Origin of the sequence: Anaerosporomusa subterranea (assembly GCF_001611555.1) — a bacterium.
In the GTDB taxonomy this organism is placed as follows: Bacteria; Bacillota; Negativicutes; order Sporomusales; family Acetonemataceae; genus Anaerosporomusa; species Anaerosporomusa subterranea.
The window spans coordinates 96657-116949 of sequence record NZ_LSGP01000023.1 but is presented as its reverse complement, the minus strand read 5'-3'; the positions used below and the strand labels follow the sequence as shown (position 1 = coordinate 116949).

The 20293-nt window shown below is 42.3% G+C and carries 24 protein-coding genes; 19 read left to right on the top strand and 5 right to left on the bottom strand.

Annotation, left to right across the window (positions count from 1 at the left end; genetic code table 11):
• Positions 1-6: 6 nt before the first annotated feature.
• From AXX12_RS14515 to AXX12_RS14485, 7 genes are all read left to right on the top strand, one after another.
• Positions 7-1998, top strand: a complete 1992-nt coding sequence (locus tag AXX12_RS14515) for a DUF2779 domain-containing protein (protein WP_066244232.1) — start codon at positions 7-9, stop codon at positions 1996-1998.
• Between the two features lie 117 nt (positions 1999-2115).
• Positions 2116-2964 carry a hypothetical protein gene (locus tag AXX12_RS14510; RefSeq protein ID WP_066244230.1) on the top strand — a complete coding sequence of 283 codons (849 nt, stop codon included), beginning with the start codon at positions 2116-2118 and terminating at the stop codon, positions 2962-2964.
• Between the two features lie 26 nt (positions 2965-2990).
• Entirely contained in the window at positions 2991-3515 is a 525-nt protein-coding gene (locus AXX12_RS14505) for a hypothetical protein (protein ID WP_066244227.1), read from the top strand.
• 340 nt (positions 3516-3855) lie between these two features.
• Entirely contained in the window at positions 3856-4554 is a 699-nt protein-coding gene (locus AXX12_RS14500) for a hypothetical protein (protein ID WP_066244224.1), read from the top strand.
• 109 nt (positions 4555-4663) lie between these two features.
• Entirely contained in the window at positions 4664-4990 is a 327-nt protein-coding gene (locus AXX12_RS14495; RefSeq protein WP_066244222.1) for a hypothetical protein, read from the top strand.
• 262 nt (positions 4991-5252) lie between these two features.
• Complete coding sequence (locus tag AXX12_RS14490) at positions 5253-5885, top strand: GGDEF domain-containing protein (protein ID WP_066244220.1); 633 nt, start codon at positions 5253-5255, stop codon at positions 5883-5885.
• Between the two features lie 287 nt (positions 5886-6172).
• Positions 6173-6403 carry a hypothetical protein gene (locus tag AXX12_RS14485; RefSeq protein ID WP_066244218.1) on the top strand — a complete coding sequence of 77 codons (231 nt, stop codon included), beginning with the start codon at positions 6173-6175 and terminating at the stop codon, positions 6401-6403.
• Positions 6404-6753: 350 nt separating this feature from the next.
• On the opposite strand, the gene AXX12_RS14480 is transcribed toward AXX12_RS14485, so the two are convergent.
• On the bottom strand, positions 6754-7392 hold the full coding sequence (locus AXX12_RS14480) for a flavodoxin family protein (protein WP_066244216.1): 639 nt from the start codon (positions 7390-7392) through the stop codon (positions 6754-6756).
• A 206-nt stretch (positions 7393-7598) separates the two neighbouring features.
• Between AXX12_RS14480 and AXX12_RS14475 the strand changes: the two genes are divergently transcribed.
• The 9 genes from AXX12_RS14475 (at position 7599) to AXX12_RS14445 (ending at position 13983) form a co-directional block, all read left to right on the top strand.
• On the top strand, positions 7599-7958 hold the full coding sequence (locus AXX12_RS14475; RefSeq protein ID WP_066244214.1) for a winged helix-turn-helix transcriptional regulator: 360 nt from the start codon (positions 7599-7601) through the stop codon (positions 7956-7958).
• Positions 7959-8394: 436 nt separating this feature from the next.
• Positions 8395-8562: a helix-turn-helix domain-containing protein gene (locus AXX12_RS20195; protein ID WP_156478678.1), complete on the top strand. Its 168-nt coding sequence runs from the start codon at positions 8395-8397 to the stop codon at positions 8560-8562.
• Positions 8563-8613: 51 nt separating this feature from the next.
• Entirely contained in the window at positions 8614-9534 is a 921-nt protein-coding gene (locus AXX12_RS14470) for a radical SAM protein (RefSeq protein WP_066244211.1), read from the top strand.
• 260 nt (positions 9535-9794) lie between these two features.
• A complete protein-coding gene (locus AXX12_RS14465) occupies positions 9795-10592 on the top strand; it encodes an NAD-dependent deacylase (RefSeq protein ID WP_197470734.1) in 798 nt (265 codons plus the stop codon).
• Between the two features lie 44 nt (positions 10593-10636).
• A complete protein-coding gene (locus AXX12_RS14460) occupies positions 10637-10957 on the top strand; it encodes a carboxymuconolactone decarboxylase family protein (RefSeq protein ID WP_066244208.1) in 321 nt (106 codons plus the stop codon).
• A 7-nt stretch (positions 10958-10964) separates the two neighbouring features.
• Positions 10965-11138 carry a helix-hairpin-helix domain-containing protein gene (locus AXX12_RS20190; RefSeq protein ID WP_082816895.1) on the top strand — a complete coding sequence of 58 codons (174 nt, stop codon included), beginning with the start codon at positions 10965-10967 and terminating at the stop codon, positions 11136-11138.
• Between the two features lie 1238 nt (positions 11139-12376).
• Positions 12377-12793 (top strand): M23 family metallopeptidase, encoded by a 417-nt coding sequence (locus AXX12_RS14455; RefSeq protein WP_082816894.1) that lies wholly within the window; start codon positions 12377-12379, stop codon positions 12791-12793.
• A gap of 704 nt (positions 12794-13497) precedes the next feature.
• Complete coding sequence (locus AXX12_RS14450; RefSeq protein WP_066244205.1) at positions 13498-13773, top strand: metal-sensing transcriptional repressor; 276 nt, start codon at positions 13498-13500, stop codon at positions 13771-13773.
• 15 nt (positions 13774-13788) lie between these two features.
• Positions 13789-13983 carry a hypothetical protein gene (locus tag AXX12_RS14445; protein WP_066244203.1) on the top strand — a complete coding sequence of 65 codons (195 nt, stop codon included), beginning with the start codon at positions 13789-13791 and terminating at the stop codon, positions 13981-13983.
• A 645-nt stretch (positions 13984-14628) separates the two neighbouring features.
• Here AXX12_RS14445 and AXX12_RS14440 read toward each other — a convergent pair.
• Complete coding sequence (locus AXX12_RS14440) at positions 14629-15678, bottom strand: acyltransferase family protein (protein WP_231881912.1); 1050 nt, start codon at positions 15676-15678, stop codon at positions 14629-14631.
• Between the two features lie 6 nt (positions 15679-15684).
• Here AXX12_RS14440 and AXX12_RS19630 point away from each other — a divergent pair, with 6 nt between their 5' ends.
• From AXX12_RS19630 to AXX12_RS14430, 3 genes are all read left to right on the top strand, one after another.
• A complete protein-coding gene (locus AXX12_RS19630) occupies positions 15685-15981 on the top strand; it encodes a hypothetical protein (protein ID WP_197470747.1) in 297 nt (98 codons plus the stop codon).
• Positions 15982-16239: 258 nt separating this feature from the next.
• Complete coding sequence (locus AXX12_RS14435) at positions 16240-17001, top strand: hypothetical protein (protein ID WP_066244194.1); 762 nt, start codon at positions 16240-16242, stop codon at positions 16999-17001.
• Positions 17001-17507 carry a hypothetical protein gene (locus AXX12_RS14430; RefSeq protein WP_066244192.1) on the top strand — a complete coding sequence of 169 codons (507 nt, stop codon included), beginning with the start codon at positions 17001-17003 and terminating at the stop codon, positions 17505-17507. Before AXX12_RS14435 ends, AXX12_RS14430 begins: the two co-directional genes overlap by 1 nt.
• 91 nt (positions 17508-17598) lie before the next feature.
• Here the strand turns inward: AXX12_RS14430 and AXX12_RS14425 are convergent, their stop codons facing one another.
• The 3 genes from AXX12_RS14425 to AXX12_RS14415 form a co-directional block, all read right to left on the bottom strand.
• Positions 17599-17778, bottom strand: coding sequence for a hypothetical protein (locus AXX12_RS14425; protein WP_066244190.1), 180 nt, complete (start codon positions 17776-17778; stop codon positions 17599-17601).
• 85 nt (positions 17779-17863) lie between these two features.
• Positions 17864-18565, bottom strand: a complete 702-nt coding sequence (locus tag AXX12_RS14420; RefSeq protein WP_066244187.1) for a methyltransferase domain-containing protein — start codon at positions 18563-18565, stop codon at positions 17864-17866.
• A gap of 223 nt (positions 18566-18788) precedes the next feature.
• Positions 18789-20141, bottom strand: a complete 1353-nt coding sequence (locus AXX12_RS14415) for an MATE family efflux transporter (protein WP_066244184.1) — start codon at positions 20139-20141, stop codon at positions 18789-18791.
• Positions 20142-20293 lie beyond the last annotated feature (152 nt).

Below are 20293 nucleotides of genomic sequence, written 5' to 3'. Positions count from 1 at the left end.
TTTTTTATGAAACCAAGATACCTGACAAAATCGAGATTTAAACTGGCTTTGGAGTGTCCAACTAAGTTATATTATGATGGAAAAACTGAGTATGCGAATCAAAATATAGAAGATCCTTTCTTGGAAGCGCTGGCTGACGGAGGATTCCAGGTTGGTGAACTTGCTAAAAAGTACTTTCCGGGTGGATGTGAAATTAAGACTCTGGACTATGATGAAGCGCTGCACCAGACAAACGAATTGCTGAAGCAAGAAAATGCAACTATTTATGAAGCAGCTATTCTCTTTAACAACCTTTTTGTGAGGGTTGATATTCTACGTAAAAATGAGAATAAAATAGAGCTAGTGGAAGTAAAAGCAAAATCTTTTGACGCAGCAAAGGACAGCTTTCTAAATGCGAATGGTGAGATTGTTACAAAGTGGTTCCCATACCTTAGTGATATTGCTTTTCAAAAATATGTTGCGATGAACTCTTTCCCCAACCACGAAATATCCGCTTATTTAATGATGGCCGACAAAAATGCGTCTTGCCCTACCAACGGTCTGAATCAGAAATTCAAGGTAGCCAAAGACGCCAATGGCAGGAAAAAGGTTGTGGTCACCCAACAGTTATCGGCAGAGGATCTGGCTGAACAGATACTGTTGCAAGTGAACGTGGATGAACCCTGCGCAGCGATTTACTCCAATGGGTTTGAAGATGTGAGCTTCGGAGAATATGTGGCGTTGCTGGCGGATCATTATCAGCGCGACGAAAAAATTGGCTGGCCGCTATCTGCCACGTGTGCGAAGTGTCAGTATAGGACGAATAAGCAGGAGAAGACACTGGGCTTGAAAAGCGGTTTCGAAGAATGCTGGAGGGAAAAGCTGAACTGGACTGATAATGACTTTTTGGAACCAAATGTCATCGAAATATGGAGCTTCCGTAAAAAGAATCAGTATATTAAAGAAGGGCGCATTAAGCTATCAGAGATAGCGGAAGAAGATATTTCACCAAAAGCGGACAAAAAGCCGGGGCTTTCCCCGACTCAAAGGCAATGGCTACAAGTGCAAAAGGTACAATGTCAGGACACGACTTGTTGGATCGATTCAGAAAACTTAAGGCGAGAGATGAGTGGTTGGATTTATCCCTTGCACTTTATTGATTTTGAAACTTCGAGTGTGGCGATTCCATTTAATAAAGGACGGCGTCCCTATGAAGGAATTGCATTTCAATTTTCTCACCATGTAATATATGAGGACGGACAGATCGAACATCGGGGACAATACTTGAATGTTGAGCCAGGTAAGTTTCCAAATTACGAGTTTATTAGAAGCCTGAAAGCGGAACTGGAATACGACAACGGAAGTATTTTCCGTTATGCTGCCCATGAGAATACATACTTGAACCTCATTTACAAACAATTGATGGAGGACCAGGAAGAAATCCCGGACCGGGAGACGCTTTGCCATTTCATCCGCACTATCACTCAATCAGTTGGCGGTAGTGAAGCACAATGGAATGGAGTTCGCAATATGATTGATATGTGTGAGCTTGTCAAACGCTACTATTATAGTCCGGCTATGAAGGGATCAAATTCGATTAAACAGGTATTGCCGTCCATTCTTAACAGTTCACGATTTTTACAGGAAAAGTACAGTAAGCCTATCTATGGAGCACAGGGCGGAATTACAAGCTTGAACTATAATAATTGGAAATGGATCGAATTTGTTGATGACCGGGTTAAGGACCCTTATAAGTTGTTGCCCAAAATGTTTCAAGATGTATCTGAGAAAGATTTCGAACTGTTAAGTGACAGCGAGGATTTAAATAACGGCGGTGCGGCCTTAACAGCATATGCACGATTGCAATTTGAAGAAATGACGGATTATGAACGCAAAGAGATCCACCAGGCATTACTGAAGTACTGTGAATTGGATACGCTGGCAATGGTAATGATTTACGAGGCATGGAAGGATATGATTTTCCCGTTGGAGCATTCTGGCGAAGACAGATTAAGTTAGTCAAAGGGCGAGAACAGTTGGAATGCTACTTAAGAATCTCTAGTAAAGGGTATCATAAGTGATAAAATTAGCGGCACGATTACCAGATTGCGGTAAATAAGAGGGAAGTGTAAGTTTATGGCTGATAAAACAGTCGATGGAGAAAATATTATATATTTCTTTTTCAATAATTTGCAGAATAACCTGGATGAAGAAGATGACTTTTCAAAACGCTTAATAGAAAAGTTGCTTATTGACCTATCAATTTGGATACCCGTAGATAGTTATAAAGCACTACCTATTATGCTTCCGTACGTGGTTAGAGACGCAAGTTGTAGAATTAAACGGGAGGGAATGGATAGAGATGAATGGGGAACAGCAAATGATAAGGGATTTTTAAGGGATGATAATTCACTTGTAAAAAGTATAGTTAAGTCTTTTAGAATTAACAGCCCGAAGATAAAAAATTATAAAAATGCAAAAATTGGTACTGGATTTGTAGCAAGTCATATTTGGCGAGAGTTAAAAATAGGGAAGGGAATTACTCTAGCGTCGACCTTTCACATGACAAATACCTTTATTCCCAATCTAGTGTGGCTACCTAAGCAGATATCAAAACTAACCGATAGGGAAGGTAGCTATGCACAAAAACTATTACAGACAATGTCCTATAAAATTTATAATGAAAAGGTTGCAGAAGAGCAAACAATTTCAGAGATATGGTCATTCCTAGAAAACCCTGCTTTGCCTGTAGACTTTGATGTTAAGAATCTAAGCTATTTCAATGTTCCTAATGAATGGGTTATGAAAAAACGAAATACATTAAAAAAGGAATTTGGTTCAATTCGACAAGCTTTAGAGGGGCGGAATTTAGAAAATAAGAAAGTAAAGTGCTCTCAATATTTACCTACATTATGTTCTGCGAATAATGATAAGAGTGATTTTTTAGCATGGTTAGAGAATTACGAAAAAGCATTTTTAATGTAATCAATATTTCTTTGGAGGTTGAGTATATGGCACAAATAAGTAAACAAAATAAACGCTATAGAGAAAAAGATACGATGATTAGTGATTTAGTTGGAGTATTAAATAGTGACTTGAGTTATGGAACAAAATATGCTGTGCTTTTTGAAATATTATGGATATGGACGGAATTTGATGGGAAGTATATGGGGTGTCGCTATTGGTCAAATGAGGCATTAAAACAATTAGATTCATCTACAAATGTAAAGTTAATTCATGACCATACAGTTCCAAGAAAAATTATTATTGATAAAATATTTGGAATAAATAGCCCTACTGAAAACGATGTACGGCAAATCTTTGATAAATATCTTAATGGTGTGATAATTACAAAAGACGAAGATAAACAATTAAATGCAAATGGATATAGACAAAAAATGCCCAGTGAATTTCAAGATAGAAATCAATCTGATTATGATAATTCATGGTTAAGATATAAGAAAGTAGGGATAAAAGTTGTGCAAGTTCAATGGGAGGATGAAAAAATATTATTAACTGATTCCGTTGAGTATTAAAAAAATGGGAGCACTAACGCTTCGAGGGCTGTGCCCTCTGACGTAGCTGCCGAATGTGTGTCAAAGTGCTGCCAAATCGATAAGGCCGTCGGTCGACTGAAAAAGGAAAATTAGAAATAAAGAAATAACCTAAAAAGCCGTTACCCATTGACATGGTCAAGGTAACGGCTTTTTTACGCTTACATGTTATAAAAAATTACTTACTCATAATTTTTGAGTGACATACACCTGGCATTATCAAACGTTACAATCAATTATGAATTAAGATTTAAGGTATTGCTCTTTGAAAATTAAATAGTTTAGGTTGTTTTTGGTTGGATAAAAAAGGAGGTAGGTATGGTTGGATAGAGAGGAATTTCGATATTGGGTGGATTATGTAATGGAAGATGGGCTAAAGCCTCCACGGATTGTTGTTGAGGGGAATGGGGTTGACGACTGGAAAAGTAGGGTAAGTCTGGCTAGATGGCTATCCCGAAAAAGGTATGGAAAGCTTGAGCCAGCTATAAAATTATTTTCCTCGATTATAAATGTTGGCGTAACCGAGCCTGAAGATATTGAAAATAAGGCTTGGGCGTTATCAGACTTAGGGCTTTGTATTTGGTTGGTTGATGAAGACGCGGCAAAAGCGCTTACATATCTTGATATGTCGATTGAGCTAGCCGAAAGTACACAGGCGGAATTCCATTTTATCACAAGAGGGGAACTGTGGGCTAAGCGGTGGCAATTATTAGTGAAATCAGGAAATGGGGAGAGGGCAATTAACGAGGCGAATGACAAAATCGCGCAGGAGTTCCGTATGGGTTTAAAAAGTAATAGTTATTTGTTTCATTCATATGAGCTTAAAGCCCAAGTGGCTTATGAACAAGGGGATATACACTTGGCGCTATGTCATTACTATCAAGCACTCGCGTTCTTCCCGCATGAATATGAGGATATGAATCAACTCGGAGAAATTTGGGAAAATCGGCAAGATAACCCGCAAGAAACATTTGATGACATGCAAAACCTGACACATCACGAGGTTTGTTGGGATATTTAGCACCAAATAGAACGTTGAGCTAGCAAAGGCGAAGCTTTCTTTACTTTCAACCGACAGAATGATTAACTTTATCATTAGCGTTACTACATCTAAAGAGAGGGTGAATATTATGGCATTTATTCGGGAAGGACACAGTGGCGGAAGAATATTGGCTCATAGTGACGGTGATATGATACGGGAAGGCGTTGCTGGCGGATATGTTGTCGTTAGCATTGATGGAGAATGGATCAGGGAAGGTGCTGCCGGAGGAAGCGCAATTGCGTATGTCGATGGTGATTTTATAAGATATCCTCTAGGTGGAAGCGTAATGGCAGTTATTGACGGCAATTATATTCGAGCTCACGGATCAGGCGAAGTTTTATTTTATATTGATGGTGACGCTACAGATATGGAAAAGGCTGCATTGGCTATAGCAGTGTGGGATGTAGTACCTTGATCACACTATCACTTAGGATTGATGACGGTCAAAACGACAAAATACGGCGTCAGCACCTCCTAGCAGACCCCTTCCAGTATGCGTCGTCGGCGCTTCCTTGTCTTTTGCCGTTTTGCCTCGTCCTAAAGCTAACTTTTAACGCGGTCAAGGTACTATTTTAATGAACGGTCACGGGGTAAGACGCCAAGACGAATAGCAAATCTTGGACTACAGTACTCGGAGCTTTGTTAGAAGTTACATTAAGGCTACGGTGGTGGGCGTATTGGAAGAACAACTTGCGAAATGGCCTCTCATCCTATTGTTTTTAAGCATATTTGTAATTTCCATATTGGCAAGTAAAGTTAGGAAACTGAAGCATTGCCTAAAGTTTCAACAAGATATTGAACAGGACTTGCGTTATTGTAGTGAGCATGACGCTCTATCCGGTGTAAAAAACCGGAATGCCCTTGCAAAGCAGCTGCAAAGTCTGGAAGGAAAAGAAATTACGGCACTTGTTTGTGATATCGATGGGCAGAAAATTATCAATGATACTTTAGGTCATTGGGCAGGTGATCAATTGATTTGTAAGACCGCAGAAGTGTTAATTTCGACTAGTCCTCAAAATGCTAATATTTTTCGTACTGGCGGGGATGAATTCCTTATTTTATTGCCTGAAAAGTTATCTTCGAAACATCGAACAGAACTATATCAGAAAGTAAAACAAGAAGTTGCCATATATAATCAAAATCCTAATAGTTTGCCTTTTAGCCTGTCAGTGGGGATAGCTATTGGTGGACTAGAGGGAGAGACTGTTATGGATGTTATTCGCGAAGCTGATTATGTTATGTACCAAGAAAAACGTCAGTGTCAGGAGCGGGTCAAGCAAAGCTTAAAGCATGCTTTGAAAAATATGTAGCACGCCTGTTAACTTTATACGTTGTTCCTTCTAGAAACAGACTAAATTCTGATAACCGGTTTTGAACAGTTGAAAACATTTAAGATGACAGGAGGAAAGATATATGCTGTCAAATAGAACACGAGCTTTAAAGAGCGGCTAAGCAAGACGGCAAATGGGGTTACATGAACCGCAACGGAGAATGGTTGATTGCCCTGATACGGTTCGCGTGATCGACAGTCACGTTTGCCAGTATGTGCCGCAGTAATTGAAAACAGTATAAAAAATTCAGTGAAGGAGTGGCTATCATGAGAGCAGACATTGATAATAACGCATCGAAACATCCTATTCACAGCGGCAAGGAAGAAATGGACCGAATGATCATTGCTCCTCAAGATGCAGAGGGTAATGCAGCGGTAACCTTAATCAGGAATGGCATAAAAAAGTCATCGATTATGGAGTTTGATGTAGCTTTAGAAAAACTGTTTACATTAAAAGTAACGTACTTTACGGGGCGTGCCGATCATTCTCCTAAATGAAACGGCTTTTTTGGGGAGAAATGCTCCAGAGAGAATTGGATTTTTGTGGGATAATGATTTTGGCCTTCCCAAACCGTGGCCATGCGAGTTCGAATCCCGTCGCTCGCTCTAGAAGAATCAAGCCTTCCGGCGAATTGCCGGAAGGCTTTCAGGCCGTTGATAAAGCCCCATCTACGTTACTTCAGCGCCTCGCGATCCCATTGCTAGCGTACCCTTTAGTACGCGTCACTGCTGGGTTCGCGAGGCCGCCTAGTATCTGGGGCTTTCTGAACGGCCTGGGAACAAGGTTTCCCAACAAGCTGCAAATTTTCTGCGTTTTATCAATCACCGGCACGCGGTTTAAATATCGATTAATCTCTTACGAAGTTTGTTAATATTTTTGCCTCAGGTAACACTGGCTCTACGTGGTCTTTGCCGGCTGCCAGTACTTTTAACAGCCAAGCCATGTTTTTACCCAAGACCCTCATAATTTGACTTCCTTCCTCATCTTTTATAGCTTCTCCGGGTTGCAGGCCATGAGTTACGTTCCAGTAGTTTGACGTTGGCATAATCATCTCAGCATACATCAGATAATGATTCAGTGAATCAAAGGTCGCCACTCCGCCGGACCGTCTTACGGCTACCACCGCCGCACCAACTTTGTTCCGCATCATGGGGCCGTTGACAGTGGCAGCGAAAAATGCCCGATCCAGGAACGATTTCATCGTTCCTGGAATGCCGGCATAATGCACAGGTGCCCCTAGCAAAATTCCGTCTGCTTCTTTCATCTTTTGAATCCAGTCATTCACTTCATCATTGGCGATTACACAGCGCTCATTTTGATTCGTTACACACCCGCCGCAGGCGGCACAGCCTCTGATGGTTTTATTGCCAACGTGGATAACTGTAAATTCAATACCTGCTTTTTTGAGCTCTTCACCTACGGTGTTTAGCGCAAAGCCGGTATTGCCATCTTTGCGAGGACTCCCATTAAACGCAACAACTTTCATCATTTTGCCTCCTCAATAATTGATGTTTTCGATTTGCTTGACCTCTAATGACCTTTGCTCTCAGTTTGCTGTACTCGCAAACACTATCTATTCATGCTATAATCATAGATGGTAATATGTTAGTTAACAAGTACGCACTTTTTCGTAGCATAGTATCTATTTGTATACTATTGCTTGAAATACAACCATAACAAGGAGCGATATGAATGCTAAAATTCGGGAATACAGAATATCAGTGTGCGATGGAACTTACCTTAGACCTTATCGGCGGTAAATGGAAATCGTTAATTCTTTGGCATTTAGGTGAAAACACTCTGCGGTTTAGCGAGCTCCGGAGATCGCTGCCACAGGTAACCCAAAAGATGCTGACTCAGCAGCTCAGAGAACTGGAAGAAAACGGGCTGATAGAACGCTTTGTTTATCGGCAAGTGCCGCCAAAAGTAGAATACTCTCTCTCAGAGGCTGGTCGCAGCCTTCTGCCAATTCTTGCGACACTTTGCGAATGGGGAATCAACTTTGTCAATGAGGCAAACGCTGTTAAGAAGGCTGCTTTAAGTGACGAATAACGTCCGTTTAAACTGTAGAAACCGCAAAATAGATACAAAGGTATTATATGCTGATATTGCAGTGAAACTATACTGAAAAAACAAAGTCTCCGAAGATCGAAAATCTTCGGAGGCTTTGTCTGTCAGGCAATCTCGTCCCCGGAACGCTAACCTTTTTTGGCGGAGCTGAATCCCGTACAGCAGTAGTTGTTATCTTTGCCAGCTGTCAACCCCTGTCGATGGTGCTGGCGAAGTTGCTAAATGTAGATAGTACCATCTTGAAAAAGCAAAAGAGAATGCGCGGGCTAGCCCCAGTCCGTCATTCTCTTTGCTATTTAAGCATTACAAGACATTGATATGTTTTTGCGTTTTGACTCTCTACTACTTTATATACATAGTATATGGGTAACAGTATAGAATATTTCTCTGAAATGTATAAACGAATTGGGGTCACAATATGAACAAGAATTACTACACGATTGAGCAAGCAGCAGAGACGTTAGCTATCGACCCTTCTTACGTCGAAGATTTATTAGTGTCAGGCAAGCTATTGGGGCACAAGTCTGATACTGGAGGATGGGTCATAGCCAGCACAGCCTTGGCAAAGTTTATCAAGAGGCAATAGTCGGTGATCTTCAGGAGACACTATGTTGATTTGTGGAGGGACTGAGCTAGAATGGAAAGTTACCCTGGTTATCTTAACTGTTTGGGAAATGGCACCTTACAGCAGACTGCAAAAACGCTTATGGCAGAGCTCGATGACTGTACAGTCTGCCCTCATCAGTGTCACGTTAATCGGCGGAAAGGCGAGTTGGGCTATTGCCACAGCGGCTGGAATGTTGAAATCGGAGGCTATGAGCCTCACTTTGGTGAGGAACCTCCCCTTGTAGGTACGTATGGTTCGGGCACTATTTTTTTTAGTCACTGTAACTTAGGCTGTATATTTTGCCAAAACTGGGACATTAGTCGTAAAAAAGGCCATGAGCTATCACCAGAGGGCCTGGGAACTATAATGCTTGAGTTGCAACAGGAAGGTTGCCACAATATTAATTTGGTCAGCCCTTCGCATTATGTACCGCAGATCGTTGCAGCCGTTCTGTACGCAGCGGAAAGAGGACTGCACATACCGCTTGTCTATAATACCAGCGGCTACGATAACAAGACTACGTTAGAGCGTATTAGCGGTCTTGTTGATATTTATATGCCTGATTTTAAATATGCTAGTTCGGAAACAGGTAAACAATTATCCTGTGTCCCTTCTTACTGGGAAGTAACAACTATGGCAGTGAAAGAGATGCACCGACAGGTTGGCGATCTTGTTATTAATGAACAGGGGATTGCGCATCGGGGCTTAATTATTCGTCATTTAGTTTTACCTGGCAACCTTGCTGAAACTGCGAAAGTTATGAATTTTATTTCCAAGGAAATTTCGCCCACTTCATATATAAACATAATGGACCAGTACTTTCCTGAATTTAAAGCGAAACAGTACCCTTCGCTAGATCGCCGCATCACGCGTACCGAATTCTTAGAAGCTGTTGATGCTGCTAAGAAAGCGAGTCCAACCCTTCGTTTAACCCATGAGTTGTTGCAGTAGGTGCGGATATTATGTATGCTTATAGGTAAAGCAGCGCGATCACTCGTATAATGAGTTGGCGTTATCATAACCGTTGAGACTTGTATACTTCGCATTATTCAGAGCAAAAAGATTTCGGTCAAGTGTTTGACTGTGCCTGTTTGCTGGGCAATAACCTCTACGGCTGACCGGAGCCACCGCTGGCTGCTTGCTGATTATTTAATGAAAAAGTAGTCGGACTTAACATTGTCCATTTATAAGTCCCCTTCAGGAGGATATAGATGTCAGATCGATTGATTGAAGAAATTGCCTCTAGTTGGCTGACTGCTTCGAACGTTGTTGTTTTTACCGGTGCCGGCATGAGTACAGAGTCCGGCTTGCCGGATTTTCGCTCGGCGCAGGGATTGTGGAAACAGCGGCCGGAGTCGTTGGCGACAATGGCGGCCATGCGGCAGATGCCGGATGAGTTTTACTTTTTTTATCAGTGGCGTATTCAACGGCTTTGGTCTGTGGAACCCAATGTGGGTCATTTGGCGCTGGCGGAGCTGGAGGCAGCGGGGCGGGTACAGCATGTGATTACACAGAACGTGGACGGGCTCCATCACCGGGCAGGATCGGTCCATATCTCCGAGCTGCATGGTACATTAAAGACTGTCAGTTGCCTGAACTGCCGAACTCATTACGACAGCCGGCAGCTTTTGCCGCAGCGGGAGGGCTGGGAAGCTGAGTATCAAAACGGCGGCTATCGTCATGGTTCAGAGTGCGTCTGTCTGCAGTGCGGAGGATTTTTGCGGCCTGATGTGGTGCTATTCGGTGAAGCCTTGCCGGAGGATGCCTGGCAAATGGCACAGGCATGGAGCCGTAAGGCGGATTTGTTTGTGGTAATCGGCTCATCTTTGGTTGTCAGCCCGGCTAATTATCTGCCGCAAATAGCGGTTGATGCAGGTGCCAAACTGCTGATCATCAATCAGGAGAATACCCCGCTGGATCATAGAGCCACCTGGACCTTGCGGACAAAAGCGGCGGAAACGCTGCCGGTGATCGCGAGAAGGATAAAAAAAGCCGGTAATGGCGTTTAGAGACTGTCAATGACAGCTATTAAATCATAAGGGAGGTTTGAAAATTGAAAGAAATACCGTCAGTTAGCAATGCTTTTCAAACATTTATAAAAGAAGCTCCGGAGCAGCAGAAAATATGGTTGGAAACAGTACAACAGTTAGGGGCAGTCAGTAAACTGGACGCAAAAACCGAAGAATTAGCGTATATAGCTGTTTTGGCATCAGCCAGGCTTGAAGGTGGATTACCCTTTCACGTAAAGCATGCCAGGTCACTTGGCGCGACAAGAGACGAGATAATCAGCGCTGTTTTGGTAGGTCTGCCTGCGGTGGGAAACACCGTTATCCAGGCTCTTCCTGTTGCAATAAGCTCATTTGATAGTGAGTGATAAAATAATGAAGCGGGACAAGCAGTTAGCTCTGAAGGAACTGCGAAAAATCCCAGGGGTGGGAGAGTCAACTGCCAATGACCTTTGGAACATAGGGATTCAATCTATTGAAGAACTGCGGGATAGAAGTCCAGAACATTATACGGACAGTTGTATATTTTGGGGACGGTTCTTGACTTGAATGGAGTTTCTTAATAAAATTTTTCCATATAGCGGGAAGCGAGGATTATTATTAAGAGGAGGAAGTATGCCGCGAGTTGCAAGGCTGAAATATAACAGTGAAGCATTGTATCAGCTTAATGACGAATCATCTCTATATGCTGGCAGCTAGCCATGGTGCAGATATTTCGCAGGTGATGAAAAGTATTAATATAAGTTACGTAATTTATTAATCGTAAGTATGAGCGCTGTGGTCACCGATTCCAAGTTTAAGAGTGAACTCGTTGATAACAATGGATATGTAATAGAAGTATCAAGATATTCCACCTCAATCCCACGCGAGCAGGTAGGGTAACCAACGACAGAATACACGAATATCACAACGATAGCGGCAAACTGTGCCGTAGGTTGGGAAAACGAGTAGAGAGAACGGAGCCGTTCAGGAGCGGAATAAAATGATACGTGAGACACGGAAACAAATACAGACGACATTAAAAGAGATTGGGATACTATTCGGCAGACTGAGCGCATCAATGGTCAGTAAATCTTAAAAAAGGATTGACTATTCAAGTCAAGAACTGTCCCGGAAGGATACGGCAGCCAATTACATCTCCGACGTGCTGGAAAGCAGCGCGCCGGCGTATGCTACGAATCCTGAAGCTACGAAAGTAATGCATAAAACAATTAAAAATCCTGCTAAATTCTACAAATATTGGCAGGATTTTTATTGTTTTTCATGAATGTTGAATAGTAAAAGCATGGTAGCAAAGCCCGTGACTTCCAGAGAAGAATGCTACCCATTTCGATTCAAGTCAAGAACCCTCCCGGATCAATTAAAATTACGCAAGCTGGCACCGTTTTCATACGGTGTCAGTTTTGTTTTAAGTTGGCAGAACTGCTCGTTGGAGAGACTTGGGGACGTCAGACTGTGTGAAAACACTTTGCCTCAATTTCCATTCACCACTTTAACAGTAAAAAAGGCATTAATCTGGACATAGATGCCTTAAAAAGAACGAAAATACAGGTGGATCTCACCACTTTTTCAGAATCACTTCAGCAAATGTGGACTTTTCACACAGCCTGCCGGCCCTATGTCCTCATAACTATTCGGCGAAAGCAGAAGAGTCAATTAACCCGGAAGACCTTAAAATTTAGGACTTTGTACTACTGACAGCGCCAAAAAGGAAAAACTTAACCGATTGCCACATTTTCAAGAGACTTATATAAAAAACAGGGGTATGCGTTGGCAGATTGATAAAAATGGCCAGGAGTGTTGATAAGCTAGCGGCTAAGCCTTCCATTTGGCCGGTTAACGGAGTGGTTACCTCTGGTTTTAGCTGGCGCAACTCACCTTGGGGTGACGGTAATGAATTGCATCAGGGGCTGGACATCGCCAACAGTCTTGGTACACCTATTGTTGCTACTGCTGATGGTCAGGTTGTTCAAAGTGAATGGGCAGGGGACTACGGCAATGTTGTGCAAATTGATCATGGCAATGGTATTGCAACTGTTTATGGGCACAATTCCAGCATACTAGTAAAGGTCGGTCAAAGTGTAAGAAAAGGTCAAGTAATTTCTTTACTGGGCAGCACTGGGAAAAGTACGGGTCCACATGTTCATTATGAAGTCAGAGTAAATGGCACCCCTGTAGATCCTATTCGCTTTTTAGTTTTGTAGGGAGGACCTGTCCCCTCGTCCCTACAGACCGGGTATTCCCTGCCGCATTATTATGCGGCATCAGAGAAAAAATACCCCGGAGATCGTTATTACAACATCGGCAACGTAATGGATAGAGGCGATGAAGGTGGCAAGGTACAACCCACTAATAATCGGGTTGACCCAGTAATTGACCGCGTATTTGATGAAGTGCGCGCCCGTTCCGGGGAGTGCCATTCAATTGGAAGCTTGTCATCGTGCCTGGAGTAGGCCACTCTGACGCTGGGATGTCGACGATGGCCGCAAAACTGATCGCTGGGGAACAATAATTTATCCACTATTCTGTAAGTTATGGGTAAGATTATGCTATAATTAGCATAACAGGTTGTCTAGGGACGGTTAGCCACACCCTTTTAGAAAGGGGGTGGTAATTATGACTACTTATGAAGCCTTGACATTTGCTATCGCATTTGCCACGCTCATGGTATTAGTCGTAAAAAAGAAATAACCGCCCCTGGCTCAATAGCGGCGGTTATTCTTTAACTCCGTAATTCAGGGCTAGCCGTTCGGTTAGACAACCTGCTGGGCTGGCGTGTATCGAGCACGTCAGTCCTTTTCTTATATTATACCCATAGATTGTAAAATATGCAACCGGTCAGAGAAAATCGTTTTTTACTTGTATTATCCCCCCTGGGGGGATAATATATAAACAGGAGGGATTCACCATGCAGAACCATACACACGCTTATCGAAGACAGGTTGTGAATAGGCTAGCGCGGATTGAGGGGCACACTAAAGCCATTAAACAGATGGCTGTTGAAGGACGTGACTGTCCTGATATATTGCTCCAAATAGCCGCCGTTCGCAAGGCCCTTGACAATACTGCAAAACTTATTCTGAAGGATCACCTTGAACATTGCCTTATTCATGCGGTTAACGAGGGTGATCAGGAAAAATTTCTGAAAGAGCTCCAGGATGCAATTGATCGGTATATCAATTAGATAGGGGGAAAGATTATGCGGTCTCTGCTATTGGTTTTAACCTTATTAACGATTCCGTCTGTAGCCTTCGCGCATTCGGGCACAGTGCTTAGAACAGCAGCTAACTATTTCCCGTTGCTCTTTGCTCTTGTACCCATCATATTCAATCCATTAGTCAAGTTGGTTAAAAAGTTTCAGGCATTTTTCGCAAAGTGGAATCACCGTAACTAGGCAATCGCTAACTTACGGCCCGCTAACTTACGGGGACGCTCCTTTTTTGGCAACATTTCACCGCTAGCAGTGAGATGTTGCCAAAATCTCGCTCATGACCAGCACTAAGCATGATAGGCTGGCTGGATTCATGTCGGTCATCTGGTGAAGGGAATTATCATCTGTTGCCAAACGGAAGATTACTCAAGGGCGCTTTTTTGCTGCAGCGGTGCTGCCATCCGGAGAGGTGGCTCACATGCCGGAACGGTGGCTCATTATATCAGGCCGGATTATCTGAATAATACGAGCGAAACAGGCCACTTTCAATTATCCACAGGCGGGGCCGGGTTCATGCGAATCAATATTGCCTGCCGGAAAGCCGTGCTGGCCGAGGCGCTGCGGAGAATAGAAACAGCGGTAAATATTCTGCTGAAGTAGAATGAATACAACGCTGCATGGCTATTGCTAAATGAATAACCAGTTCACTTACTGATGCGGGAGACTGACGAGTCGATATCCCAAGCGATAAAACGGATTAGCAAGTTTCTCACCGCAGACTATTGCTCATCGCAAGCGGGAAAGCAGCCTGGCTCAAGCCCTCTAACAGGGATTGAGCCAGGCTGCAGACAAACTTATTTATCCTCCTGTCACCTACGGCAAATTCCATTATAATGGTTTGCCGTCTTTCTTTGTCAGCGATAAAACAGGACTGATAATATACTCGGAAATTAAGAAACATAAGGTAACTGCTGCAACAGACACTCCTAAATATTTAATCCATATATTAAATTGTATTTTCTGTACTGCAAAAGCCAGAGGAATAACCACACACTGGTGGATAAAATAAATCGTATAGGAATTGGCTGCCAGACGGCGCCATAAATAGGCGTCGCTGTCAGCAAACCGTTGAAATAAAGCGATAAAGGAAAACGCAGCAGTTAAAGAAAAGAAAGAAAAGACGAGCGCATGACCTGCTTTAAACAATACCGGAACATCAGGCATAAGCGTGAATGTCACACGATAATACAAGAAGACAAAAAGCATGATAACCGCCGCGATGCTCCAGGTAAATGGGCATGGTCTATAGCCATCCCGGGTAAACCAGGCATTCTTCCAGGCGTATACTCCTAACGCAAAGTAGCAAAGATATAACCCGACTCGTACCGGCTGAATCATAATAAGTCGTTTAACATGGATCCACGCATCCGACCAGAAGAATAAATTACCGATGAAAAAAGGTACAGCGGAAAACAAGGCAAATAAAAGGAAAAACCAGACCGAGGGAATCCGACTTTGAGGTTGTTCTCTGAAGTATGACGGGCGTAATACATAGGCAATAGTAAACAGCAAAAAGAAGATGGCCAATAATTCTAAAAACCAGTAATGTGCTTGCTGATAATACTCACCGAAGAAATCATTCGCCCAGAACGAAAGGTAATTGGGTTGCGTATCCGTATTGCTTACGAGCGCACTATAACCAATTAAGGGAGCAATAAATAGCACACCCGCCAGCCAGGGAAGAACAATACGCCGTAATTTATCCTGCCAAAATAGTTTTATCCCTTTGTTAAGCAAAAGCACAGGTGTAAAATAGCCGGCGATCAAAAACATGATTGGCATGATGTAAACATCTGTTGCCCAAACAAACAGATCGAAGAGTTTGTTTTTTTGCATGTCGTTAACCCACCAGACAAGATCCCAGGTTGTATAGGCCATTCCAACATGAAATACAACCATCAAAAGAATAATGAAGACTCTCAGATTGTCAAAGAAATACATCCGTTGCACAGTACCGTTCATTTTTCCGGTTCCCCTTTCGATCTTGCTGCAGGACTCTATCAGCAAAGATTGCGTTCCCGTCTATGCCTATCCACTCTTGCTAACTTATATGATGGAACCGGTAATTTGATAACCATCGCTGTCGGAGCCGCTACAACGGTGGCAGCCCGACAGCGACGAGGTGAAGGTCATCCACCCAGGGAAGGAATGGTAGGGGAGATTGAAGGTAAGGCTGCGTAAAAGCTGTTGCGGGTGCACAATCAGATAATTTAGAGGAAGAAATTATGCCCTACAGCCGGGAAAGGCTGTAGGGCATTTGTTGTTGTTTTACATACCATCATATTCACCTCCTTTAGTAGTGACATTCGAATCACAGACAAGAGGTTTGGCGCATAATATGAAAATGAGATGGGCACAATTTATAGAACAACTTCCAAAAGAAGGAAAATTGATTAGCTATATAGAAGTCCTATGCATCAGGCTTAGGGAGACGAAATTATGACTCGTTTTTCTGGGAATAGATGCGTAGAGTCACAATGCATTCATTTTCTTGCGCCGAAATGCAATGGCGAGAATTGCGAACATTATATTCAGTCTGTAAAGCCTAAAGTGCTCGGCCTGGGTTTTCGAATCTTTTACACGATTATGGGTTGGTTAGCACTTAAATCTGCTATCGGGTTAGGACTAGGGTTTTTTGTGGGAATAATGATATTTGCAATCCCCTATGTCATAGACTATCTTGACTGGGTTAATTTTCGAGGCGAACGGCGGATTTCTAACTTTTTAGCTTTTATTACTTTCTCTGTTTTGTTCATCATTGGTTTTGCTGGGATAGTAGATCACATGGAAATGTCGGTAGCGAAAAGTCAACTACAGGTAATTCATGCTGCTTTATCAGAAGATACTTTGCCTTCAGAATATGGGCGGGTATCTGCTCTGATCGATCGACTTCAAGCTAGTATTAAAAATGATTTGACTAGCTTGCAGAAAGGTAGTAACGCTGAGGGGATCGCAAAGAATCTGGGACACAGTATTGACACTATGAATAGAGTTCAAACTATCGCTACAAATAAAGCAAATCTGACCTTGAGGTTTACAGACGGTGCAGAGGATGGATTCGAATTTGGTGCACTGGATTTTTGGTATATTGTTGGAGCCGTTGCTATATCATTTACCACATATGATTGGGCAGCGCATAAGTTTATAAGAGATTCTACCGCTGCTGCACCTGGCAACACTTCAAGTCTGGGGGGAATATAGTGCTATTCGACTTAGTGTATCTCTTAATTTTTGCGTATGTTGGCCTTGCAGTTGGCACTATGATCAGGTTAAAGGGTAAAATGAGTATGTCGATATTACCTTTGTTTGGACTCTTTTCGCCTGCAGTAATAATTGTTGCACTACCATTACCACTTATGAAGAGTTTTTTATGCGATAAAGAAGACCCTCTCTTGATGAGAACGTTTAACGCGTTACTAGTTCCGGTATTTTGCCTTGCATTTTACCCGAATGTAATCGACATAATAGTGGATTCATTCACTACTAGTACTCACTCTGCATGCAATCTTACAACTATGATTCTCCAAGATAATTCAACGTGCGAAGTGATCCATAATGATAAGCTGAATACACCTTTAGAAGAGGCGGCAGGCGAACAGGCAAACGACCATGCAAGGCTCAGCCTAGGCTGTCTGCAAGATGTTGCTATCGTACTTGAACATATAATATGTCTCTTTAAAGAAAAATCTATTTTTGCGTCTGTATAATGAAATAGAATCGTATAAACACCAAAAAAGAAATACCGCTTACTAGTGGTATTTCTTTTATATTAGGCGCAGGTGGTCTCGCAACTCGTAATTAATCCACTGTTTCAAAAACGTTCTGTGTCGATGTAACAGCAGGCTGATCCTGTACATGATTGGCGGTACGATTTTTTCTTATCAGCCAATCCATAATGACGTTTTCTTGCGATGTTTTTTTGCCGATCTTTCTGGCTTTACGGAAACCTAGATACGAACCGTTGTCCCGATAGGTCATGATACCACTCCTTATATCGAAAAGCTGGTTGTAATCAGAAAGCTTCCCGAACCGATCAGCCCCTTTATATGAAACAGGTGAGCGATTACTTTATGCAGGGATGTTTCTTAGTTAGTATAGCCAACTCATGGTATTTGTTCAGCCGCCCCCACCTTTTGACTCCAAAATCTCTCTCAAAGTCAAATCTTTGTATCGACCATTTACTATTTTCAAATACATGCAGACTTTTAGGATTGTAATATATAATGTTGACTTGATTCCCTCTGGTGAGTTCTCTTACTTTTTGTTCGAATTTGACTACTTTTTCTTCATTAAATGGGTTATAGAAGTAGAAAATTGTACCTTCGGAGGGGAGGGTTTCAATTGCGTCTCCAGGGATCACTTTTACGTTGGCATGGTTTGCGAGTTGGCGAGCGGTGTTTGCAGCTATATCAGGGTCAATTTCAAGACCGATAATTTGATTTTTGTATTTTTGGCTTAGCCAGTAGTTAATTACGCGTCCTTTTCCACATCCGACGTCGACAAGGACATCATCTGGACTAACAGGTAAATTGCGAAATAACAAGGGCATAACACTATAGTCCGTATGAAAGACATCATTGGCTCCAAGGTGTTTAAAACTACTTACATTGTTACCACGCAATAGCCTGTCGCTATATTTTAAGTCTAAATACGTATCCCGTAAGTAGGCTGTGAAGGAATCAGCGCCTACCAAGACACCATATTGTAAGGTTTTTGCGTAGCCCTCTTCTCGCACTCTAGAATTTATGCGACTCAGCAGGCTCACTTACATCATCTCCTTTTATTTTGTTAACCTTAGTTTTCCCCATCTGCTTTTGAATTCTCCTGTAAGTTTCTGGCGTATACGTGCGAACTTAACCAGAATCAAAAAGCCAAGTAGACAATGATCTACTTGGCTTTTTGATTCCATACATTGTAGTGATCCTTCTTCGATGCTTGGAAAGCATATCTTTGTAAATTCTGCCTAAGTTCGTACTCTGACAGCTTTTTTAAGAGTAATTTTTAATGTATTTTTTCTGCAGGCGGATTAGTCTTACAGATAGAACGATTGCCCCGACGGCTAAACCTGTGATCAGCCCGATCCAATAGCCATATGGACTGGTATTATATTTTGCCAGGATATAACCAGTTGGCATGCCAATGATCCAATAAGATACAATGGCCATTATCAACGTAACCTTTACGTCTTTATATCCTCTTAGTGCTCCCTGTATTGGTGCGGCGAATGCATCTGACAATTGGAATAATACTGCATAAGCCAGAAAGCTCTGTATTAATTGCAGAACAATAGGGCTATTTGTATATAACCCGGCAATTTGGTGACTGAAAAGGGATAAGCCCCCAGCAAAGAACAATGCAACGGCAATTGCAATGCCAACTCCTAATAAACTATATTGCCGCGCGTCTTCATACCTTCTCGCTCCGACTTCAAACCCGATTACAATTGTCAGTGCCATGCCGATGCTTAATGGTATTATATAGATCAGACTAGCAAAATTAATAGCTGCTTGATGTGCGGCTATAATTTCCGTACCGAATTCGGCCATTAGCAGTGCTACCACTCCGAAAATACTAACCTCACAGAAGATAGAAGACCCGATAGGAATCCCTACCATTAAAAGTTCCTTCCATATGATAAGTGAGACACCATACAACCGGTTAAATATCCGGTAATCTTTAAATGGTTTGGTACGATGTACCACTAGTAGGCTTATGAAGAGTATGCACCAGTAGGTTACAGCGGAGGCGTAGCCTGCTCCGGCGCCACCCAGGCGAGGGAATCCGAAATTACCGAAAATAAGTAGATAGTTAAGGACAATATTGATAGGTAACGCACAAAGCGCAATGATCATAGTTACTCGAGTATATCCTAACGCATCAATAAAATTCCGTAAAACAGCAGATACAAATAAAGGAAACATACCAAGAGATAACGCAGCCAAAAACTGATAGGCAATGTCCCGGACCGAACTTTCTAGTCGCATTACAGCAAATATTTGCGTTAAGATAAGTGGCCCGCAGATAAGCAGGAGCAATGTGAGCACTACTGCGAGATAGATTCCCTGCATTACAATGATCGGCATAGTTTCTTTTTTCCCTGCACCATGCAGCTGGGCCAAAATGGGCGTTATACCAACGAGAACTCCATTTACCCCAGTAAATATTGGCATCCACAGGTTAGCGCCGATAGCAACCCCTGCTAAATCATTCTGACTGGCGTTTCCTGACATTACCGTATCGAAAAAGCTGGTTGCACCTAGAGAAAGCTGTGTAATCAATATTGGAAGCAAAATATTCAAGAACTGTCTAACCTTTTCCGATAATAAAGAAGCTTTTTTCATTTTCCACCTCGTTTAGTAGGAACAATAGCAGGTTTCGTTTTAACATAAATGATAGTAATCGCAATGCAACAGTACAACCCTGGTCTTTCGGAAAGCCATCTGTCTGTAAAACTCCGGGATAATAGCTCAAATATAATTCTCGGGGATCTAAT

Bases quoted from the DNA above. Each gene is read 5' to 3' on its own strand.
- AXX12_RS14485 (WP_066244218.1), top strand. From the start codon at position 6,173: ATGAGAGCAGACATTGATAATAACGCATCGAAACATCCTATTCACAGC.
- AXX12_RS14505 (WP_066244227.1), top strand. From the start codon at position 2,991: ATGGCACAAATAAGTAAACAAAATAAACGCTATAGAGAAAAAGATACG.
- AXX12_RS20190 (WP_082816895.1), top strand. From the start codon at position 10,965: ATGAAGCGGGACAAGCAGTTAGCTCTGAAGGAACTGCGAAAAATCCCA.
- AXX12_RS14475 (WP_066244214.1), top strand. From the start codon at position 7,599: ATGCTAAAATTCGGGAATACAGAATATCAGTGTGCGATGGAACTTACC.
- AXX12_RS14455 (WP_082816894.1), top strand. From the start codon at position 12,377: ATGGCCAGGAGTGTTGATAAGCTAGCGGCTAAGCCTTCCATTTGGCCG.
- AXX12_RS14435 (WP_066244194.1), top strand. From the start codon at position 16,240: ATGACTCGTTTTTCTGGGAATAGATGCGTAGAGTCACAATGCATTCAT.
- AXX12_RS14480 (WP_066244216.1), bottom strand. From the start codon at position 7,392: ATGAAAGTTGTTGCGTTTAATGGGAGTCCTCGCAAAGATGGCAATACC.
- AXX12_RS14425 (WP_066244190.1), bottom strand. From the start codon at position 17,778: ATGACCTATCGGGACAACGGTTCGTATCTAGGTTTCCGTAAAGCCAGA.
- AXX12_RS14440 (WP_231881912.1), bottom strand. From the start codon at position 15,678: ATGGCCTATACAACCTGGGATCTTGTCTGGTGGGTTAACGACATGCAA.
- AXX12_RS14450 (WP_066244205.1), top strand. From the start codon at position 13,498: ATGCAGAACCATACACACGCTTATCGAAGACAGGTTGTGAATAGGCTA.
- AXX12_RS14515 (WP_066244232.1), top strand. From the start codon at position 7: ATGAAACCAAGATACCTGACAAAATCGAGATTTAAACTGGCTTTGGAG.
- AXX12_RS14415 (WP_066244184.1), bottom strand. From the start codon at position 20,141: ATGAAAAAAGCTTCTTTATTATCGGAAAAGGTTAGACAGTTCTTGAAT.
- AXX12_RS14470 (WP_066244211.1), top strand. From the start codon at position 8,614: ATGGAAAGTTACCCTGGTTATCTTAACTGTTTGGGAAATGGCACCTTA.
- AXX12_RS20195 (WP_156478678.1), top strand. From the start codon at position 8,395: ATGAACAAGAATTACTACACGATTGAGCAAGCAGCAGAGACGTTAGCT.
- AXX12_RS14495 (WP_066244222.1), top strand. From the start codon at position 4,664: ATGGCATTTATTCGGGAAGGACACAGTGGCGGAAGAATATTGGCTCAT.
- AXX12_RS14510 (WP_066244230.1), top strand. From the start codon at position 2,116: ATGGCTGATAAAACAGTCGATGGAGAAAATATTATATATTTCTTTTTC.
- AXX12_RS14445 (WP_066244203.1), top strand. From the start codon at position 13,789: ATGCGGTCTCTGCTATTGGTTTTAACCTTATTAACGATTCCGTCTGTA.
- AXX12_RS19630 (WP_197470747.1), top strand. From the start codon at position 15,685: ATGAAATACAACCATCAAAAGAATAATGAAGACTCTCAGATTGTCAAA.
- AXX12_RS14465 (WP_197470734.1), top strand. From the start codon at position 9,795: ATGTCAGATCGATTGATTGAAGAAATTGCCTCTAGTTGGCTGACTGCT.